At 60.1% G+C, this 17,082-nt stretch carries 10 protein-coding genes and 3 pseudogenes; 6 read left to right on the top strand and 7 right to left on the bottom strand.

The annotated features are described in order from the left end of the window. Positions 1-391: 391 nt before the first annotated feature. Together C0Z16_RS33845 and C0Z16_RS33840 are read right to left on the bottom strand one after the other, a co-directional pair. A complete protein-coding gene (locus tag C0Z16_RS33845; protein ID WP_102636354.1) occupies positions 392-937 on the bottom strand; it encodes an SRPBCC family protein in 546 nt (181 codons plus the stop codon). A 355-nt stretch (positions 938-1,292) separates the two neighbouring features. Beyond that, a complete protein-coding gene (locus tag C0Z16_RS33840) occupies positions 1,293-2,666 on the bottom strand; it encodes an FAD-dependent oxidoreductase (RefSeq protein ID WP_244201460.1) in 1,374 nt (457 codons plus the stop codon). Positions 2,667-2,777: 111 nt separating this feature from the next. On the opposite strand from C0Z16_RS33840, the gene C0Z16_RS33835 reads away from it, so the two are divergent. After that, on the top strand, positions 2,778-4,328 hold the full coding sequence (locus C0Z16_RS33835) for an alpha/beta hydrolase (protein ID WP_102636352.1): 1,551 nt from the start codon (positions 2,778-2,780) through the stop codon (positions 4,326-4,328). Positions 4,329-5,275: 947 nt separating this feature from the next. Here the strand turns inward: C0Z16_RS33835 and C0Z16_RS33825 are convergent. Together C0Z16_RS33825 and C0Z16_RS33820 are read right to left on the bottom strand one after the other, a co-directional pair. Beyond that, positions 5,276-5,731 carry a DinB family protein gene (locus C0Z16_RS33825; RefSeq protein WP_208638665.1) on the bottom strand — a complete coding sequence of 152 codons (456 nt, stop codon included), beginning with the start codon at positions 5,729-5,731 and terminating at the stop codon, positions 5,276-5,278. A 318-nt stretch (positions 5,732-6,049) separates the two neighbouring features. Next, a complete protein-coding gene (locus C0Z16_RS33820) occupies positions 6,050-6,367 on the bottom strand; it encodes an integrase core domain-containing protein (RefSeq protein ID WP_102636351.1) in 318 nt (105 codons plus the stop codon). Positions 6,368-6,900: 533 nt separating this feature from the next. On the opposite strand from C0Z16_RS33820, the gene C0Z16_RS33810 reads away from it, so the two are divergent. From C0Z16_RS33810 to C0Z16_RS33795, 4 genes and pseudogenes are all read left to right on the top strand, one after another. After that, a complete protein-coding gene (locus C0Z16_RS33810; protein WP_102636349.1) occupies positions 6,901-12,348 on the top strand; it encodes an AAA family ATPase in 5,448 nt (1,815 codons plus the stop codon). 50 nt (positions 12,349-12,398) lie between these two features. Continuing rightward, positions 12,399-13,113, top strand: a pseudogene (locus C0Z16_RS33805) (IS6 family transposase). Positions 13,114-13,705: 592 nt separating this feature from the next. Beyond that, positions 13,706-13,951 (top strand): AbrB/MazE/SpoVT family DNA-binding domain-containing protein, encoded by a 246-nt coding sequence (locus tag C0Z16_RS33800; protein WP_102636348.1) that lies wholly within the window; start codon positions 13,706-13,708, stop codon positions 13,949-13,951. Continuing rightward, on the top strand, positions 13,948-14,346 hold the full coding sequence (locus tag C0Z16_RS33795) for a PIN domain-containing protein (protein WP_102636347.1): 399 nt from the start codon (positions 13,948-13,950) through the stop codon (positions 14,344-14,346). Before C0Z16_RS33800 ends, C0Z16_RS33795 begins: the two co-directional genes overlap by 4 nt. A gap of 378 nt (positions 14,347-14,724) precedes the next feature. Here the strand turns inward: C0Z16_RS33795 and C0Z16_RS33785 are convergent. From C0Z16_RS33785 to C0Z16_RS33770, 3 genes and pseudogenes are all read right to left on the bottom strand, one after another. After that, positions 14,725-14,963 (bottom strand): annotated as a pseudogene (locus tag C0Z16_RS33785) (transposase); the annotation flags it as partial. A gap of 43 nt (positions 14,964-15,006) precedes the next feature. Then, positions 15,007-15,360 carry a DUF1428 domain-containing protein gene (locus tag C0Z16_RS33780; RefSeq protein ID WP_102636345.1) on the bottom strand — a complete coding sequence of 118 codons (354 nt, stop codon included), beginning with the start codon at positions 15,358-15,360 and terminating at the stop codon, positions 15,007-15,009. A 479-nt stretch (positions 15,361-15,839) separates the two neighbouring features. Next, a pseudogene (locus tag C0Z16_RS33770) lies at positions 15,840-16,053 on the bottom strand (IS110 family transposase); the annotation flags it as partial. An 812-nt stretch (positions 16,054-16,865) separates the two neighbouring features. On the opposite strand from C0Z16_RS33770, the gene C0Z16_RS38460 reads away from it, so the two are divergent. After that, on the top strand, positions 16,866-17,082 hold a 217-nt coding region (locus tag C0Z16_RS38460; RefSeq protein ID WP_208638664.1), incomplete at its 3' end, for a hypothetical protein.

Below are 17,082 nucleotides of genomic sequence, written 5' to 3'. Positions count from 1 at the left end.
CGCGCCGCCGGCATTGCCGTCGTCGTGGCTGGGCGATTGCTTGGGTCGTGCGCGCTTGAAGGGCGTCCACGTCGCGCCGAACCTGACCAGCGCGACGCGCGAATCAAAGCCGGGCAATGCGAACTCCGCCGGGTTCACGTTCCCCAGACTCGATGGTCCTGTGACCTCTTCGGTGCGTGCGCGAAACAGTTCGCAAAAGTCCGCTTCAGAGCGATCCCAAGCTGGTACCTCGACGTCCGTTCCTGGCCCGCGCGCCGACTCTGACCCGGTTCCACATATGGCACCCTCTTGCACTGCGATTGACCTCACGAATGGCCACCAGCAGACTTGTACCCAAGGATCCAGCCTGGTCGGGAAAGCGCCACGTCACAACGCCAGCCGAGCGACATTGCTAATGCTGCGGTGACGCTTCCACAAGGCTCTTAAGTCGCAAGACTGCCGTATCCGATTCAGATTGAATCCGCGCGCGAAGCACGGACCAGTTCAATATCGCGAACCACAACGACGGCGCGCGATAAGTGAACTCACGTTCAAAACGCGTTCCGCTCACGGTCGATATCAGCGAATAAGTGACGGTGCCGGCCGGTCTGCCGTCAATCTTTCCTGCTATCACCCACCTGCTCGGGCGCACACGTGTCACGACTGTCCACACCACGCGGCCACGCCTGCCCGCCACCCTGAATTCCTCCGTTACCTGCTCGCCGACATCGAGCGAATGGTCCACCGAACCGCTGACCGCGAGCGATGACGGATGCCAGACTGGCCAGTGAGCCGGCGTCGTGACATAGTCGAACACGACCGTGGGAGGGCGTTGTACCGACGCAACCGTAACGATGCGCGTGTCGAGCCCGATTCGCTGCGGCAACGGGACAAAGAGCACCGCGATGGCGACGAGCACCGCCAATATTGCGGTGACGAACCGCGTACGGATTTTCATAGTGCCTTGTACTCCCGCGGTCACAGGCGAAGCTATTTTACGGCGGAGTTGAAGGGACGGCGATCGGCGGCACCCGACCCATTGCCGTCATCCAGTTCGCCGCAAACGAAATGGCCGTTCTCAAAGGCCAACGGCCATTCGCTCACGTGAGACCGCCTTTCAGATGTCGGCCGCGGCCAACGTTTACAAAGTAGCGGTGAAGGGGCGACAAGAAGCCGTTTTCCGGACCTTGGCTTGAACCCGCCGGCGTGAACGTTCGGTTTCGTAAAGGGCACATTTCGTGGAGCGTCATGATGGCGAGCGCAGGGTAGACGCCTGCGCCGGTCAACACCGTGATGCCCGGTCATGAGATGCGCTATTCCGCCTCGCTGCTTCGATTGCAGGCGAGAGAACCGATAGCACGCCTCCGGTTGCCCTGCCAGACCCGCCTGGCGACCGCGGGGCTGAGCAGCGACGACGGCGGCATCATGAGGTTTACGACCTCAAGAAACGCTGTCGCCAGCGTGCTGTCGTCTGTCGCGGCAAGGTGAAGCTTGCCAATGTACCAGTTGATGAAACGCAGCATCAGCGGGCGGGCGCCCTTGACTCGTGGATGGCGCAGGTCGTTGCCAACCGCAATGTCCCACGGAATATCGACGATCTTCGCGGCCGCCCCGAAGAATCGACGCGCAAGATCGTTCGAACCTGCCCGCAGGCACCGCTGCAGCGCCAGCGCTTCCTCTGCCGCGACCGTCATGCCCTGCCCGTAGACAGGATTGAAGCTGCAGATGGCGTCACCGAAAACCACGTAATTTTCGGGGAAACGTGCGAGCTTCTCGTACCGCCGACGCAGGTTGGAGACGTAGCGGTAGCGCCTGTAATCGGTTAACGGTTCCGCCCTTGCGACAACGTCGTGAATCTCCATGGTCGGCAACGTCGCAAGATACGCGAGAAAGCCTTCGTCGTTGTCGGGCGCATCGTCGCCAAAATAACCGCCGGTGCTGACGATCCAGCTGTCGCTTTCCTGCGCGAGCATGACGCCGTTGCGCCAGTTCGGCGCACTACCGGCGACAACGATACCGTGCTTGCCATCGAGATCAGTAGATCGACGTCGATAAGTACGAGTCATGTAGCTGATGCGGATCTCGACCTTCTCCTTGACGGGAGGATGGTAGCCCAACTCTTCCAGCCAGGCCGCACTGCAAGAGCCACGGCCAGTCGCATCGATGACAAGGTCCGCGTTGATGGTCTCCTCTGCCTTGCCCTCGGCATATGCACGCACGCCGGTCACGCTCCTGTGAACGGGGTCGGTCGCAAGACCCCGCACCGCGTAATTTTCGACGGCGCGCACATTCGGCAATCTCATGAGCCGTCGGCGTAGATGGCCTTCGAGCACGGGACGGCTTGCAAGCAGACCGATCAGGTCGCTCGCGCTGTTAGCAAGCCTGACGTTGTGGCCTATCCAGATCACATCGTTGGCCGCATCACCGATCAAGCCGCCGCTTTGCGCAACGACCTCGCCGTTATATCCGGGGAAGAATTCCTCGAGTACCGCGCTGCCGCGCGCAAGGAGCCCATGGGTATGACGGCCTTGTGGCACGCCCTTGCGCGGCACGTCTGCATCCGCAAACGCGTCGCGTTCGAGCACGGTGACGATAGTATAGAAATCCGACAGTACCCGGGCAGCCAGCAGCCCGCTCATGCTGGCGCCGATCACGATCGCATGTTCACCAAGTTTCTTCATGGCCATCCTCCAGTTCGATCCGTCGCAATAAGTCCCGCGACCTTCATTTGCAGGAATGGTAGGATTGGTTCGTCCCCTGAGCGTCCCTTGGACGCCTTCATTGAGGGTCGCCTCGCCATGGCTCTGTTCAGCGTGCGGACGCTTGGATTTCCCGAGATCCGTCGGGATCACCGGCTGTGCCAGTTGCCCCTGCGCAAAGGCCTAGCTCTGTTGGTCTACCTGGCCGAAGCGGAGGGCTCAGTCGGGCGCGACGTCGTTGCCACCATGTTGTGGCCGCAAGGCGGTGAAGAGGTTGTACGAGCGCGGCTGCGGCGTCTGTTGCATCGCCTCCAGCACGCGCTCGGCGACGATACACTTACTATAGATCGGTCTACGATTAGATGGTCTGCAGCGATCACTCTGCAGGTGGATTCCCAACTGTTCGAGCAAGCCTGCGATCGCGGCGAGTTCGAGCGGGCGTGCCGCCATTATCCCGGCGACTTTCTCGAGGGTTTTTCGCCGGGCGACTGCCCACAGTTTGACGAGTGGGCTTTTTTTCGCAGAGAGGCCCTGCGCGGCCGGGTGATTCAAGCACTCGAGCGAGTGGTACACGACAAGAATGCGGCGGGCGACTACGCGGCCGCAGCCGCGCATGCCGGCCGTCTTGCTGAGCTTGATCCGTTCAGCGAAGTGTACGGTCGGCACCTCGTCCGCAACCTTCTGCTCGCAGGAGACCGGGCCACGGCGCAGCGGCACCTTGGGGCTCTGACGCAGCGCCTCCGTGACGAGCTGAATGTCGCCCCCGAATCCGAGACCCGCGCGCTGCTTGATGCCGGCGCAACGTTGCCCATCGAGGACCCGCCCTCGACGCGCTACGTCAGCAGTGGCGGCGTCCATCTGGCATTTCAGACCTACGGCACCGGCCGCATTGATGTTCTGATGCTGCCCGGTTTCGTGTCTCACGTTGAACGGGTGTGGGAGGAGCCCCGGTGCCGGGCGTTCCTGTCTTCTCTCGCCGGGATGGGCCGTCTCATCCTGCTCGATCGTCGCGGCGTCGGGCTTTCCGACCGGGTCGGGTTCAATCCCAACGTCGACGCGACCGCGCAGGACATCGGCACCGTGCTAGACGCCGCCGGCAGCCAAAGGGTCGTGTTGTTCGGTGCGTCAGAGGGTGGGCCAGCATGCATCAAGTTTGCCGTTGATTGCCCGAGCCGCGTTGCCGGTCTCATTCTGTTCGCCTCGTTGGCGAAGGGAACCACAACACACGACTATCCCCACGCACTTCAGGCGAGTCAGTATGACATGTGGCTGCAGGAGCTCGTCGCGGTCTGGGGCGGCCCTGCAGGCATTGAGACATTCGCGCCGAGCCTGTCGGGCGATCCTCAGGCGAGAGTCTGGTGGGCAGGCCTGCTTCGCGCCGCGTCGAGCCCGGGAGCCATCAAGGGGGTGCTCGTGGCGCTGCGCGACATGGATGTGCGGCATCTCTTGGGCCGAATTTCAGTGCCGACCTTGGTGCTGCATCGTCACGACGACCGCGCCGTTCGCATCAGCGCCGGCCGGCATCTCGCCAGCCACATCGCGCAGGCGCAATTCGTCGAGCTCGACGGTGCCGATCACTGGCCCTTCGCGGGCGATCAGCAGCCCGTTCTGGACAAGATCAACGAATTTGTCGGCAGTCTCGCGAGCTAACTGTGACGGAGATGCTGCTTAACTCGGCTTGAGCGGTGTGAGATTTAGAGGAAATCCGCCGCATCGACGCGCGGGTATGGGTAATGGCCCAATGTCCCTAGTGGAGCGGCCACTCGAGTGCCAATGCAAACCGCAGGCTTATGACCGTGATGGCCCGATTGTCGCCCAATGCTGCAGACCTTCCCCGCATAGAAGCGATAGGCCGAGAACTTTTGGTCACTCAGCGACTCAGGCGCACAAATTCCAGCCCGAATCTCACCTTATAGGCGAGGAAGCGTCCTTTGGGTGTTATGACGAGGCCGCAATATTCTCACACTGAAAGTCGTCGAGACGCGATTCGTCGTTGACGCCCAAGCTCACGTTCAAGGCACCGTTTTCCTCGGTTACAACCTTGTGATCATAGTTCACGACCGCCCCGAAACAGGTAATCTCGCCTCCATCCACAACTAGCGCTGAATGCGGATCATCTGGAGTTATCCAGCGACCCTGCATTTGCTGTGGCAACGGCTCATCACGTCCCAATCGATTCACTGTTCACTCTCATGCGCGAGTTCGATGAAAGGGGTTGTCGTCGATCTGAGCGGTGATGTCGAAGGACCGCTTCCAGCCGGACGCGGGCGGGAGGCGAACGCACGAAGCCGACCCAGCTTGTGTGAAAACGCATGCTGATCGCCTAAGCTGAAGTAACGCGTTCAGACCGGACGACCACATGAAGCGATTCGTTGGAGGCGAAGACCGTAAGCAGGCTGTCCTGCTGTCCGAGTATCTCGAAGACTATGTCTCCGAGGATAATCCGGGGCTACGCTAGCAGCGTTAGTGAACTTGCTAGCGCGTCTATGAACACTGCTAGCATCAACTGTGAACGCCAACACCCTCAATAGAACACTCCCGCTTGTCTGCACGCCGACTTGCTCTATTCTGCCCCGGACAAGACGCGCCGCTCAGGTTCAGCTGCGTGAATGAACACAGTGTATGTGTCCCCAGGATGGGACACGTGGGCTAGATCCAGGGCATGACCGATGGCACCCCTGATTGATGATGTGAAAGAGGATTTCGAGCCGCGTCATGCTTCCCTGCTTTCCGTCGGTAAATCGGAAAAAGACAGACTGATTCCGATGTTGCTGCTTGAGGCTTTCCGTATAGCCAGAGAACCACTGGTGTGAATCCACGATCCTTTGTGAAATTTCGAATAGCCCCGGAACTGTTTCGGTATTTGTAGAGCGATGTGGATCAGGATTTTCACGAAGACGTGCCGTGAACAACTCTTCCACGATGATCATGTGATTCAACTGCTGTGCAGCGAATGCACTAGCAGAAGGAAATTTCTGTTCGTCAATCCGTTGGATCGCGTCCAGCGTTCGCATGTCCGACCACTGTTTATATTTGAACATTTCGATCAGCATAGAATCTCCGACAAAGCAGAACCGGAAAGGTCTCGATTGTAATCTGCGCATTTGCGAGCATGAAGGTCAAACATTTGGGCAGAGTCAACACTCGACAGTCAAAGTGAACGGATTGTCCAAAGGCCGCTGCTAGCCAACTCTCTACCAACGGTCGTTCATTCGCGGTGAAACAGGTCTCTCACTCTAGATGGGCCGTTGTCAAAGTAGTTGTCGCCTCGACGGTTGGAATTCAGGCTGCTTTCAACTCCTGGTTGTAGGGTTGTGAGATGACGCTGTCCGGGTGAGCGCGATCGGGATCTTCCAGTTGCGCGTGGGGCCTTACCAGCGCAGCGGGTGACGCTGGCGTGCGCTCTCGTAGAGCGCCGCACGTCGAACCAGGATGTCCTGATCAAGGTTCGCATGGCGCTGCGCAGGCGTCACGAAATGGATCGCACTGTGACGATGTTCGTGGTTGTACCAGCGCACCAGTTCTGTGACCCAGGTACGCGCGGCGAATGGCGTGTCGAACGGCTGCAGCAGGTAGGCGGGCCGGTACTTCAGCGTTTTGAACAGCGACTCCGAGAACGGGTTGTCGTTGCTCACGCCCGGGCGGCTCAATGACGTCATGACGCCCAGGGCTTGCAAGGTGGCCAGCATCGTGGCGCCCTCATCGGGCCACCGTTGTCGGAATGCAGAATGATCTGGTCGGGCTGTATCGCTTCACGCGCGCAGAGATCCTTGAGGTCCTCGCTGGCCCCAGCGCTGCTCTCTTCGGCATAGACCTGCCAGCCGACAATCGTTCGGCTGAACACGTCCATAAAGAGATAAAATACAAATGCTGCCCACGAATCGTCGCTGGCAGGCAAGTAATGTCCCAGCTGTACAGCTGGTTCGGCGCGTCGGCACAGACCGCACGGGGCTTGCTGCGCGTGTTGGCTGGCCGCTCACTGCGCAGGTGTGCAAGCTGCTTCTACTCGCGCAGCACCCGGTAGAAAGTCGATTCCTGATCACATCGCGATCGTTCGCCAAAATCACCTTACCGCGACAGACCCGTCTGCTGCCCGAGTCGCTGACTACGCAGATGTCGCCTCGCCCGTGTAACCCCGGGGGCGCCTTGCGCCAACTCAGACGAATATGGCCGGCTCCGTTGATAAGATGAGGAACACAAACTTGACGGTGAATGACGGCAGATGAACGCTTCATACGGATCCGACGCGGCTAACAGTACCCAGATCCTTTGGGAGGATGGCGAGCGCATCTTCTGCCGGGTCCGTGCCTTGGCCGGCAACGACAGCGTGCTAATTGTTCGTGCCGCCGGGGAACGCCCCTCAGCCGCCACCCTCGATCGCCTCGCTCACGAATTCGCGCTAAAGGACCAGCTCAATGGCGCGTGGGCGGTGCGGCCCATGAAACTGGTCCGCGAGAACGGCCGAACCCTACTTGTGCTGGCGGACCCGGGCGGCGAGCCACTCGAGCGGCTGATCGGCACATCCATTGCAGTAGAAGTTGTCTTGCACCTCGCCGCGAGGATTGTCGCGGCGCTGGGAAAGCTGCACCAGCGCGGCCTCGTCCATAAGGACCTCAAGCCGCCTCATATTCTGATTGGCTGCACTGACGGCCAAGTGCGGCTCACTGGCTTCGGCATCGCCTCGCGCCTGCCACGTGAGCGGCAATTGCCTGAGCCACCCGAAACCATCGCCGGCACCCTCGCCTACATGGCGCCTGAGCAGACCGGGCGGATGAATCGTTCGATAGATTCGCGCAGCGACCTTTATGCATTCGGAGTCACGCTCTATCAGATGCTCACCGGGACGCTGCCGTTCGTGGCCGCCGATCCGATGGAATGGGTGCATTGCCATCTCGCCCGAAAACCGCCGCCCCCCCACACCCTAGTGGAAACGATCCCGCCTCCCGTGTCGGAACTCGTCATGAAATTACTCGTCAAGACACCTGAGGAGCGCTATCAGACAGCGGCGGCCGTCGAGCGGGATCTGTGGCGCTGTCTCAAGGACTGGCAGCGTCTTCGCCGCATTAACGCCTTTCCGCTGGGCGAACACGACACCCCCGACAGGCTGCTCATCCCCGAAAAGCTCTACGGGCGCGTGCGCGAGGTGAAGACTCTGGTGGCCGCGTTCGACCGCGTCGTCAGCGGGGGCACGCCGGAACTGGTGCTGATTTCTGGCTATTCAGGCATCGGCAAATCCGCGGTCGTCAACGAACTACACAAGGTGCTGGTGCCGTCGCGGGGACTCTTCGCCTCGGGCAAGTTCGACCAGTACAAACGTGACATACCCTATTCGACGCTCGTGCAAGCTTTTCGGGGCCTGGTCCGGCCGCTTCTAGGCAAGCACGAGCCGGAGATGGCGATCTGGCGCGACGCATTGATGAAAGCGCTGACCGCGGATGCATGGCTCATGACCGAGCTGATCCCCGAACTGAAGCTCATCATCGGCGATCAGCCGCCCGTGCCGGAACTGGAGCCGCTTCAGGCGCAACGCCGTTTCCAGCTTGCCTTCCGGCGCTTCATAGGTGTTTTTGCGCGACGGGAGCATCCGCTGGCGCTGTTTCTCGACGATTTGCAATGGCTCGACGCCGCGACGCTAGACCTGCTCGAAGATCTTCTGACCCGCTCCGATCTCCAATATGTGATGCTCATCGGCGCCTATCGCAACAACGAGGTCGATGCCGCGCATCCGTTGATGCGCAGGCTTCAGGCTATCAGGAATGCGCGCGCGCGGCTCGACGAAATTGCGCTCGCGCCGCTCGCCCACGAGCACGTGCAGCAACTGGTTGCCGAAGCGCTGCGCTGCGAGCGGGAGCGGGCGGCACCGCTTGCTCATCTCGTGCACGAGAAGACGGCCGGCAATCCATTCTTCGTCATCCAGTTTCTGCACGCACTCGCTGATGAGGGTTTACTCACCTTCGATCATGACAGGGCCAGCTGGCGCTGGGATTTGCCTCACATTCGTGGCAGGGGTTACACCGACAATGTGGTAGACCTGATGGTCGCCAAACTGATCCGTCTGCCCAACGAAACTATGCGCGCCTTGCAACGGCTCGCCTGCCTCGGCAACACCGCCTCGATCGAGATGCTGTCGAAGGTATTGGAGAACTCGCAGCACGAGACTCAGGCCCTGCTGCTGCCGGCAGTCGATCAGCAGCTAATCGATCAGTTTAAAGGTGCCTACCGGTTCGCGCACGACCGGGTACAGGAGGCCGCCTATTCATTGATCCCGGAACACTCGCGCGCTGAGGCCCATTTTCGTATCGGGCAACTGCTCACGGCGCAAACGCCCGCTGACAAACGTGAAGAGACGATCTTCGAGATCGTCAGTCAGCTCAACCGTGGCGCTGCTCTGGTAGCCTCGCAGGAAGAGCGCGAGCAACTGGCAGAGTTCAACCTGATAGCCGGCCAGCGAGCCAAGGCGTCGACAGCCTATGCGTCGGCGCTCACCTACCTGATTGCCGGCGTAGAACTCCTGCAGAACGATTGCTGGGAACGCAGGCATGAACTGATTTTCGCGCTGGAATTGAGCCGGGCGGAATGCGAATTCCTCACCGGCCGATTATCGGTCGCGGAAGAGCGACTGGCCATGCTGTCAAGTCGCGCGACGACGACGGTCGAACAGGCGCATGTCACGTGTTTGCGAATGGATGTCTATCTGACTCTCGATCGGAGCGGTCGCGCAGTCGAGGTCTGCCTCGACCACCTCCGGCAGGTGGGTATTGACTGGTTAGCGCATCCGGAAGAGAACGCCGCACAGCGGGAGTACGAAAACATCCGATCACGGCTTGCTGGCCGGACTATCGAGGCGCTCATCGATGTGCCATTGATGACGGACCGGGCGTCCCTCGCGACCGCCGATGTGCTGAGCAAGCTCCTGAGACCAGCGTGGTTTTTTGACGCCAATCTGGCGTCGCTGACGATATGCAAAGTGATCAGCCTTAGCCTCGAACGTGGCAACTGCGACGCGTCTTGCTTTGCGTATGTCATGTTCCCCCGGATTGCAGGACCACGCTTCGGCGATTATCAGGCCGGATTCGAGTTCGGCAAACTCGGCTTCGATCTGGTCGAGCACCGCGGGCTCAAACGATTCGAGGCGGTGACGTATCTCTGCTTTGCGCTGTATGTCGTGCGCTGGACGAAACATGTGCGCGTCAGCAGCGAGATGCTTCGTCGCGCGTTCGAAGCCGCGACCCGCATCGGAGACCTCCCATCTGGCGCCTATACATGCTGCCATATCGTTTCGGACCTGCTTTTCGCCGGTGAACCGTTGCTCGCGGTGGAACACGAAGCTCAACAGGGTCTCGCGTTTGCAGCGAAGGCGCGATTCGGCCTTGCCGTTGATAACCTCACCATGCAACTCGCGCTGATCCGCATGCTTCGGGGCTCGACGCTGAAGTTTAGTCGCCTGGACTACGGCGAGTTCAACGAGCTTCGTACGGAGCAGCACCTGTCCAGCAACCCGGCTCTCGCAACGGCTGCGTGCTGGTACTGGATACGGAAACTGCAGGCGCGTTATCTCGCAGGCGACCAGGCGGGCGCCATGGACGCCGCGTCGATGGCGCAGCCGTTGCTCTGGAGTTGCTCGTCGCACCTGGAAGAAAGCGAATACCACTTCTACGGTGCGCTGGTCCGGGCCGCAGATTGCGACCGCGCACCAGCCGGTGAGCGACAGCAGCATCAGGACGCCATAGCGGCACACTACCGGCAATTGACGGTCTGGGCGACAAACTGTCCGGAAAATTTCGGCAACCGCGCGACGCTGGTCGGTGCCGAGATGGCCCGCCTAGAGGACCGCGATGTTGACGCGATGCAACTCTACGAAGAGGCCATCCTGTCGGCACGCGCAAACGGCTTCGTACACAACGAAGCGCTTGCCAACGAACTCGCGTCCCGCTTCTACGCGACGCACGGTTTCGACAGGATTGCCCGTTTGTATCTGAATGACGCACGGCGCGGCTACCAGCGTTGGGGCGCCGACGGCAAGGTGCGACAACTCGACGAGCTCTATCCGCACTTCAGGGAGGAGAAAGAGCGAGCGCCCGGGCCAAACAGTACGATTGGGGCGCCCATCGAACACCTCGACCTCGCCACTGTCATCAAGGTGTCGCAGGCTGTTTCGGGAGAGGTCGTCCTCGACAGGCTGATCGATACGATCATGCGCACGGCACTCGAACAGGCGGGCGCCGAGCGGGGGCTACTGATTCTTCCGGATACAGCCGAGCAACGGATCGCAGCGGAAGCCAGGACGGACGGCGACAAGCCTCGTGTGCAGTTGCGGGATGTGCCCGTGAGCGCGATGGCGATGCCCGAGTCGATCCTTTACCATGTGCTGCGCACGAGGGAAAGCGTCATTCTCGACGATGCCGCCGTCGAGCCTGCGTTCGCGATGGATCCTTATCTCAGTAAGCACCGGACCCGTTCAGTTCTCTGCTTGCCGTTGATGACTCAGGCCAAACTCATCGGCGTCCTTTACCTCGAAAACAATCTGATCACCCGCGCGTTCGCGCCAGCCCGGACTGCGGTGCTCCGGCTCCTCGCCTCCCTGGCGGCGACCTCGCTCGAGAAAACCCGCCTGTACCGCGACCTTGCCGAACGCGAGGCCAGGATACGGCGGCTCGTCGACGCCAACATCATCGGCATCATCGTGTGGAATGCCGAGGGTGACATTCTCGAAGCCAATGACGAGTTTCTGCGTATGGTGGGATACAGGCGCGAGGATCTTCTGTCAGGTCGCCTGCGCTGGAGGGATCTGACGCCGGCGGAATGGCGTGAAAGCAGCGAACAGGCTTTGGCACAGATCATGCAGAACGGACGCACTCAACCCGCCGAAAAGGAATATATCAGGAGGGACGGCAGTCGTGTCCCAGTGATGGTCGGCAGGGCTGCATTCGACACCAGCGGCAAGGAGGGTGTCGCTTTCGTGGTCGACCTGACCGAGCGCAAGCAGGCTGAGCAACGCTTGCGCGAGTCCTATGAAATGCTGCGGGAACTCACCTCGCGTCGTGAAACAGCCCGCGAGGAAGAGCGCAAGCATATTGCCCGTGAAATGCACGACGAGCTTGGACAACATCTCACGGCGCTTCGCATGAGGGCGTCAGTATTGCGCATGCAGTTCGGCGACGATCGCCCGGCGCTGGTGGAGCAGATCGAGGCACTGATTTCCGTTGTGGACGAAACCATGCGTGTCGTAAGAGGCGTTGTCGCGTCGCTGCGCCCGGCCGCACTGGACACCGGTATTTCGGCAGCGCTCGAATGGCTCACGGCCGAATTCAATCGCAATGGCCGCACGGTCTGTCGTCTCCACTTGCAAGACGAGAATATCGTTGTTAGCGAGGATCGCGCTATCGCCCTGTTTCGCCTCGTCCAGGAGGCGTTGACCAATGTCGCCCGTCATGCCGCGGCTGACGAGGTCATCGTCACGCTGGAACAAACGCGCAACGGTTGCCTTCTGGAAGTACGCGACGACGGGCAGGGGTTCGACGTTCTGGCGACCAGAAAAAGATCGTTCGGACTGGCAGGGATGGAAGAGCGCGTTTTGATGCTGGGCGGTCAGATCGATGTTATCAGTTCGCCGGGAGCCGGTACCATAATCAAGGTCAGACTCCCCGACCGTCCGGCTATGCCGACATAGTGACGAGGGGGCCTTGTCACGTTCGCGCGCTGGTCAGCTAAGATGACGTGATGAAGAAGACGAAATCGCTTTACCATGGCCATCGATTCCCGGCGTCAGTCATCAGCCACGCGGTTCCGTGGTATTTCCGCTTTGAACTTAGCCTTCGCGACATCGAGGAGCTACTGTTTGAGCGCGGCGTGGTTGTCAGCCATGAATCGATCCGGCGGTGGACGGACAAGTTCGGCGCCAGTTTTGCGCATCAGGTCAGGACTGCCCGTCGCAAGCCGGGCAGCACATGGCATCTCGACGAAATGTTCGTGACGCTGCGCGGCGAGCCCTGCCGCGGTGGCGTGCAGTCGATGAGCACGGCATTGAACTCGACATCCTGCTTCAGAAGCGGCGCGACAAGGCCGCGGCCAAACGCTTCTTCAAACGGGTGTTGGCGGCCTGTCCTGTCGCGCCGAAGAAAATCGTCACTGACCAACTAGGAAGCTACCCGGGCGCGAAAGCAGAGATCCCTAGGCTAGCGAATGTTAAGCACGTTTTCGTCAAGGCCTGCACGCGCGTAAGCAACCGCGCTGAAAACAGCCATCAACCCACGCGTGAACGCGAGCGCCGAATGCGAGGTTTTCGCTTGCCAGAACGCACGCAGTCTTCCTGTCATGCTTCGGTCCGATCCGCCAGCACTTTGCGCTCAAGCGTCATCTGCTGCGCGCCTCGCACTATCGCAAACAGCTCGCCACACGATTCGAAGCGTGGCGTCTCTTCACTGGCATTGCCTAACGTCCGTCCACCGTGTTCTGAGACACGACTGTCCTTGCCGATATCTCGCCATGGAGTCCGCAACGTTACAGCGCCCTGGCAATGCATTGACGAGTTGCAAGGCAGAAGCTGACGCGTGCGTGGCTTTTACCTGGTCACGCGTTTGCCAGTCGATCGAACGACTTTTTGTGCTGAGAACAGATCGCTACAAGCCGCGCTCTATGACTATCTTCGGCAGATTCCTTCGCTGTGGCTGCACGTTTGCGGACCGCACGCCACTGTGCTTGTCGCCTTTGAACAAGCTTCGTCCGTACACGCTGCTTCATGACTCTGCTAGGTGGTGAGAAATGATTTCGACGTTGCGGTTGCGCCGGACGCGCTCACGCTCTACGGCTGGCCGATCGGCTGACTAGCGCGTAGTCCCGGTGTCGGTCATCTGCGCGCATTACACGTAACGGACGTCCGAACGCGATCAGGGCGAGGCTGTCGCTGCGATTTATCTCGGCGAGCGACGCATGCCATCCGGGGCGTAATCAGTCGTGTGGCACTCCCGCCGGTGCTCTTGCCTTTCCATACTCCTTACTTTAAAGTAAGGGGGAACGGAGATATCATCATGACAGCAGCAACTCTCACTTCGAAGGGCCAGGTCACTATCCCGGTGGACGTGCGTAATCAGCTTGGCTTGCAGTCGGGCGACCGGATCGAATTCAGCTTCAACGAGGCGACGGGCCGGTATGAGGTCTATCCGGCCACGCGGTCGCTTGCGTCCCTCAAGGGCGTCGTGAAGAAGCCGGCGAAACCAGTGTCGATCGAGGACATGAACCGGGCGATAGCCGAGCAGGGGGCATCTGCGCGATGATCGGACTGGATACGAACGTGCTGGTCCGTTATTTCGCGCAGGACGACGCCATGCAATCGAAGAAGGCGACGGCGCTGATGGATTCCCTGTCGGCCGAACGATCGGGCTACGTTTCTCAGGTCGCACTGGTGGAGGTCGTGTGGGTGCTAGCGCGATGCTACGGTGTTGAGCGCGAGCAGATGAAGGACATTATCGACTCGATGATCGGCACCAAGGAACTGGTCGTTGAAGGTGCAGACACGGTGCGCAAGGCACTTCGCGTTTTCGTCGCATCCACGAACGCGGATTTCGCGGACTGCCTGATCGAGCGTTCGGGGCACATCGCAGAGTGCGAGTATACGGCCACTTTCGACGTGGCGGCCTCGAAGGTTGCCGGGATGCAGTTAATCAAGTAATGACGGCGCCGGCCGATAACAGGAAAGCGGAGAGAGGTCAATTCGCGCGCTCGCCACAGGAAGCAGTCTGGCGCGAACAGAGAGGGCACGGCCTCTTTCGAAGGAAAACCAAGAGGTACAGCAAATGACTATCAAAGTCACACCGCTGACGTATCCGAACGAGCATGCATTTGCACCGACTATTGCCAATATCGTACGAGATTCACTTTCGCTCAGTGACGATCAACGGTCAATCCGGCCAGGGGAGTGCGAAGATTCGCGCCGATGGGATTTATTCGTCCACCTGGATCGATCTGGACACCGACAAGCCGCTGGCTCCCGAATATCGTGCGTACGTTGTTAAAGCGGCTCTTTTGAAAGTGGAGTGGGTTATGCGGCTCACGAGGCATGCGGGTTGATGCTGGAGAAGTCGAGTTTGCCTGCGATGAGAAACCGGACCGTTCGCATGGTTTCGAAGCGAGCGAATCCGAGTGCCTTGCGCTTGGCGGCCTGAAACAGTCCGTTGATGGCTTCGATGAATCCGTTGGTCTGGCGGGTCTGGGTCCAGGCGACGATTCCGTCGAAGTGTCGGCGGATCATCGCACCACATCCTTCATCGGTTCGACCTTCGAACGCATCGGTTCGCGTCTCAACGCGAACCGGCGCCATGTTTTTCTGCCATCACGCGTCGACAATCACTTCGAAACCGCCATAGATCAGCCGCTGGCCGTCAAAAGGTATCGGATTTTTATCTGGTTGCAGCCGCGGGTCGGTCATTACCGCTTTCATTCCTTCGTCTCGCGACTGATGCGACGGCCAGACAACCCAGGAGAACACCACCGTCTCATCATCCTTGCGCTTGATCGCCATTGGAAACGACGTCACCTTGCCCTCCGGCACCTCATCTCCCCAGCATTCGACCACCTTTAACGCGCCGTGCTCCTTGAAGACGGCCGCCGCTCTTTCGGCGAACTGTCTGTAAACTTCGCGGTTGGCTGTAGGCACAGGGACAACAAATCCATTGACGTAAGTCATTCGCAATCTCCTTTTCCAATACGGACTATAGGTGCCGGTCGGCGGCGCACCGCGACACGACCGCCCATACGCGCGACGAGCGGGGGGTCAAGAAATCGACAATAGTCGATTCCCTTGCACCGATAGCCTGCTTTGACCTAAGCAGCGCTTTGAGGCATGGCGTCGGCCTGCTCACTTAAGCGGTTGCCCAATGCCGAGGAGGTTGCCCTCGCTATCTCGGAACCAAGCAGCTCTTTCGCCTACCCCACCCTTGGACGGGTAATTCCCTTCTATATCAGCGATCCCGTTTATCGTTTTTGCTGCCGGCCGCAAAAACCGAACTCGACTCGATCGCCGAACGCACCCGTTAGCAAGATCGGGGAGCGCGATTACGGTCGTCGGTGATACCGACAGGCCCACCCAGAATCCGTCGAGTGCTTGCTGAGCAATGATGACCTCTGCCACCATTTCGTCTCGCTACCGGCAAGTTGACAAAAGCCGGACGACCACGCACTGACCAGATCGCGAAACGCCTCGTCTTCCACGCTCGGCACATGCACGGCGGATAGATCGTCGGCTCGCAGCGAGCGTACCAGTTTGAACGCGTCGGTCGTTCTTGACGCGATCACCAGGCTTTCTCGGAATCAGCGACGGGGCACACACCATGCTATCGAAGCCTTTCTCGAGGAGCCGGCGATTCAGTCCATAGCCACAAGCCGTGGGGACCGTGGCGAGAACGCGGGACGGTCTTCCCGGTGCCATCCCCCGCGAAGTCAAACCCCCGCGCTTGGCGGTGCCAGTCTGACCCGAAAATATCGCGCTGCCCGTCAGCAGATGCGTAACCAAAAGGGACATCGTCTTGGATGGCCGGTTACGGGGGCGGAGCCGACGCCTGAATGTCGAGCCGTCGGCGCATGTGAACGGCGGTTTGTGGCCGGACCCGGGAGATCACAAGGGTCGATGCCCGATGAATCGAGTAGCGTCGCGGACGCCCGCATGTGTTAAGCGTTGTTCGACGTCTGCTCATGTCTGCGGACGCGTGACTCCGCAGCGGCGTATGTGGGCAGGCGTTGGACAACGCTTAACAGAGTCGGTCACTCGTGTCCGTCCCAGCCGATGATTGCGTCTTCCACGCAAAGCGGGAACCCTGACGGCTGGAGCTCTTATGTCGGTTACCTCCGCAAGAGGGTGAAGTGGTTCGGGGACGGGCTTCCCGGGATGACGAACGATGCGGGGGACGAACCATTGCATGATGCAGCGAAGGAAGTAAATCGATCCGGGGTCGCCTCGTCCCGCGAGCGCGAGGTGTCCGGTGAGCGGAAGGGCTGGCCCTGGCCGGAGCCAAGGACGACAATCTGAGCGCAACGACTCGTCGCATCCATCGCGGATTCGGGTTCTCAACGCACGGGACCAGGCTCGGTGGCAGTACCGTCAACGACGAAGTCTCTCTTTCGTGAGCTCGCGGTGCTTCGGGAGCGGCGGGCAATGGTCTGTCCGAACCGCAGAATGCGACTTTCATTTCGTCGATGCGATTGTTGCAGTGGTCAGGAGGTGCCGCGCCGTTTCAGAAAACAACCGACGACTTCGTGCCCGACAATCCGGTCGAAGAGTCGATCGCTTTCGCAATGTCAGACGGCGTCAGCGCCGCATTCCCACTGCACGATAATCGACGCGCGCCGTGCAAGAGCTACCTCTTAGCCTCAGGCGCACGTCGCTTGCCGCGCGAGTCACCATTTAAAAGGG

Origin of the sequence: Paraburkholderia rhynchosiae (genome assembly GCF_002879865.1) — a bacterium.
Taxonomy (GTDB): Bacteria; Pseudomonadota; Gammaproteobacteria; order Burkholderiales; family Burkholderiaceae; genus Paraburkholderia; species Paraburkholderia rhynchosiae.
Note: the sequence above shows the minus strand (reverse complement) of the source record. Positions and strands in the feature narration are given on the sequence as shown.

Coding starts and splice junctions, on each gene's coding strand:
- C0Z16_RS33845 (WP_102636354.1), bottom strand. CDS start 937: ATGAAAATCCGTACGCGGTTCGTCACCGCAATATTGGCGGTGCTCGTC.
- C0Z16_RS33840 (WP_244201460.1), bottom strand. CDS start 2,666: ATGGCCATGAAGAAACTTGGTGAACATGCGATCGTGATCGGCGCCAGC.
- C0Z16_RS33835 (WP_102636352.1), top strand. CDS start 2,778: ATGGCTCTGTTCAGCGTGCGGACGCTTGGATTTCCCGAGATCCGTCGG.
- C0Z16_RS33825 (WP_208638665.1), bottom strand. CDS start 5,731: ATGCTGATCGAAATGTTCAAATATAAACAGTGGTCGGACATGCGAACG.
- C0Z16_RS33820 (WP_102636351.1), bottom strand. CDS start 6,367: ATGCTGGCCACCTTGCAAGCCCTGGGCGTCATGACGTCATTGAGCCGC.
- C0Z16_RS33810 (WP_102636349.1), top strand. CDS start 6,901: ATGAACGCTTCATACGGATCCGACGCGGCTAACAGTACCCAGATCCTT.
- C0Z16_RS33800 (WP_102636348.1), top strand. CDS start 13,706: ATGACAGCAGCAACTCTCACTTCGAAGGGCCAGGTCACTATCCCGGTG.
- C0Z16_RS33795 (WP_102636347.1), top strand. CDS start 13,948: ATGATCGGACTGGATACGAACGTGCTGGTCCGTTATTTCGCGCAGGAC.
- C0Z16_RS33780 (WP_102636345.1), bottom strand. CDS start 15,360: ATGACTTACGTCAATGGATTTGTTGTCCCTGTGCCTACAGCCAACCGC.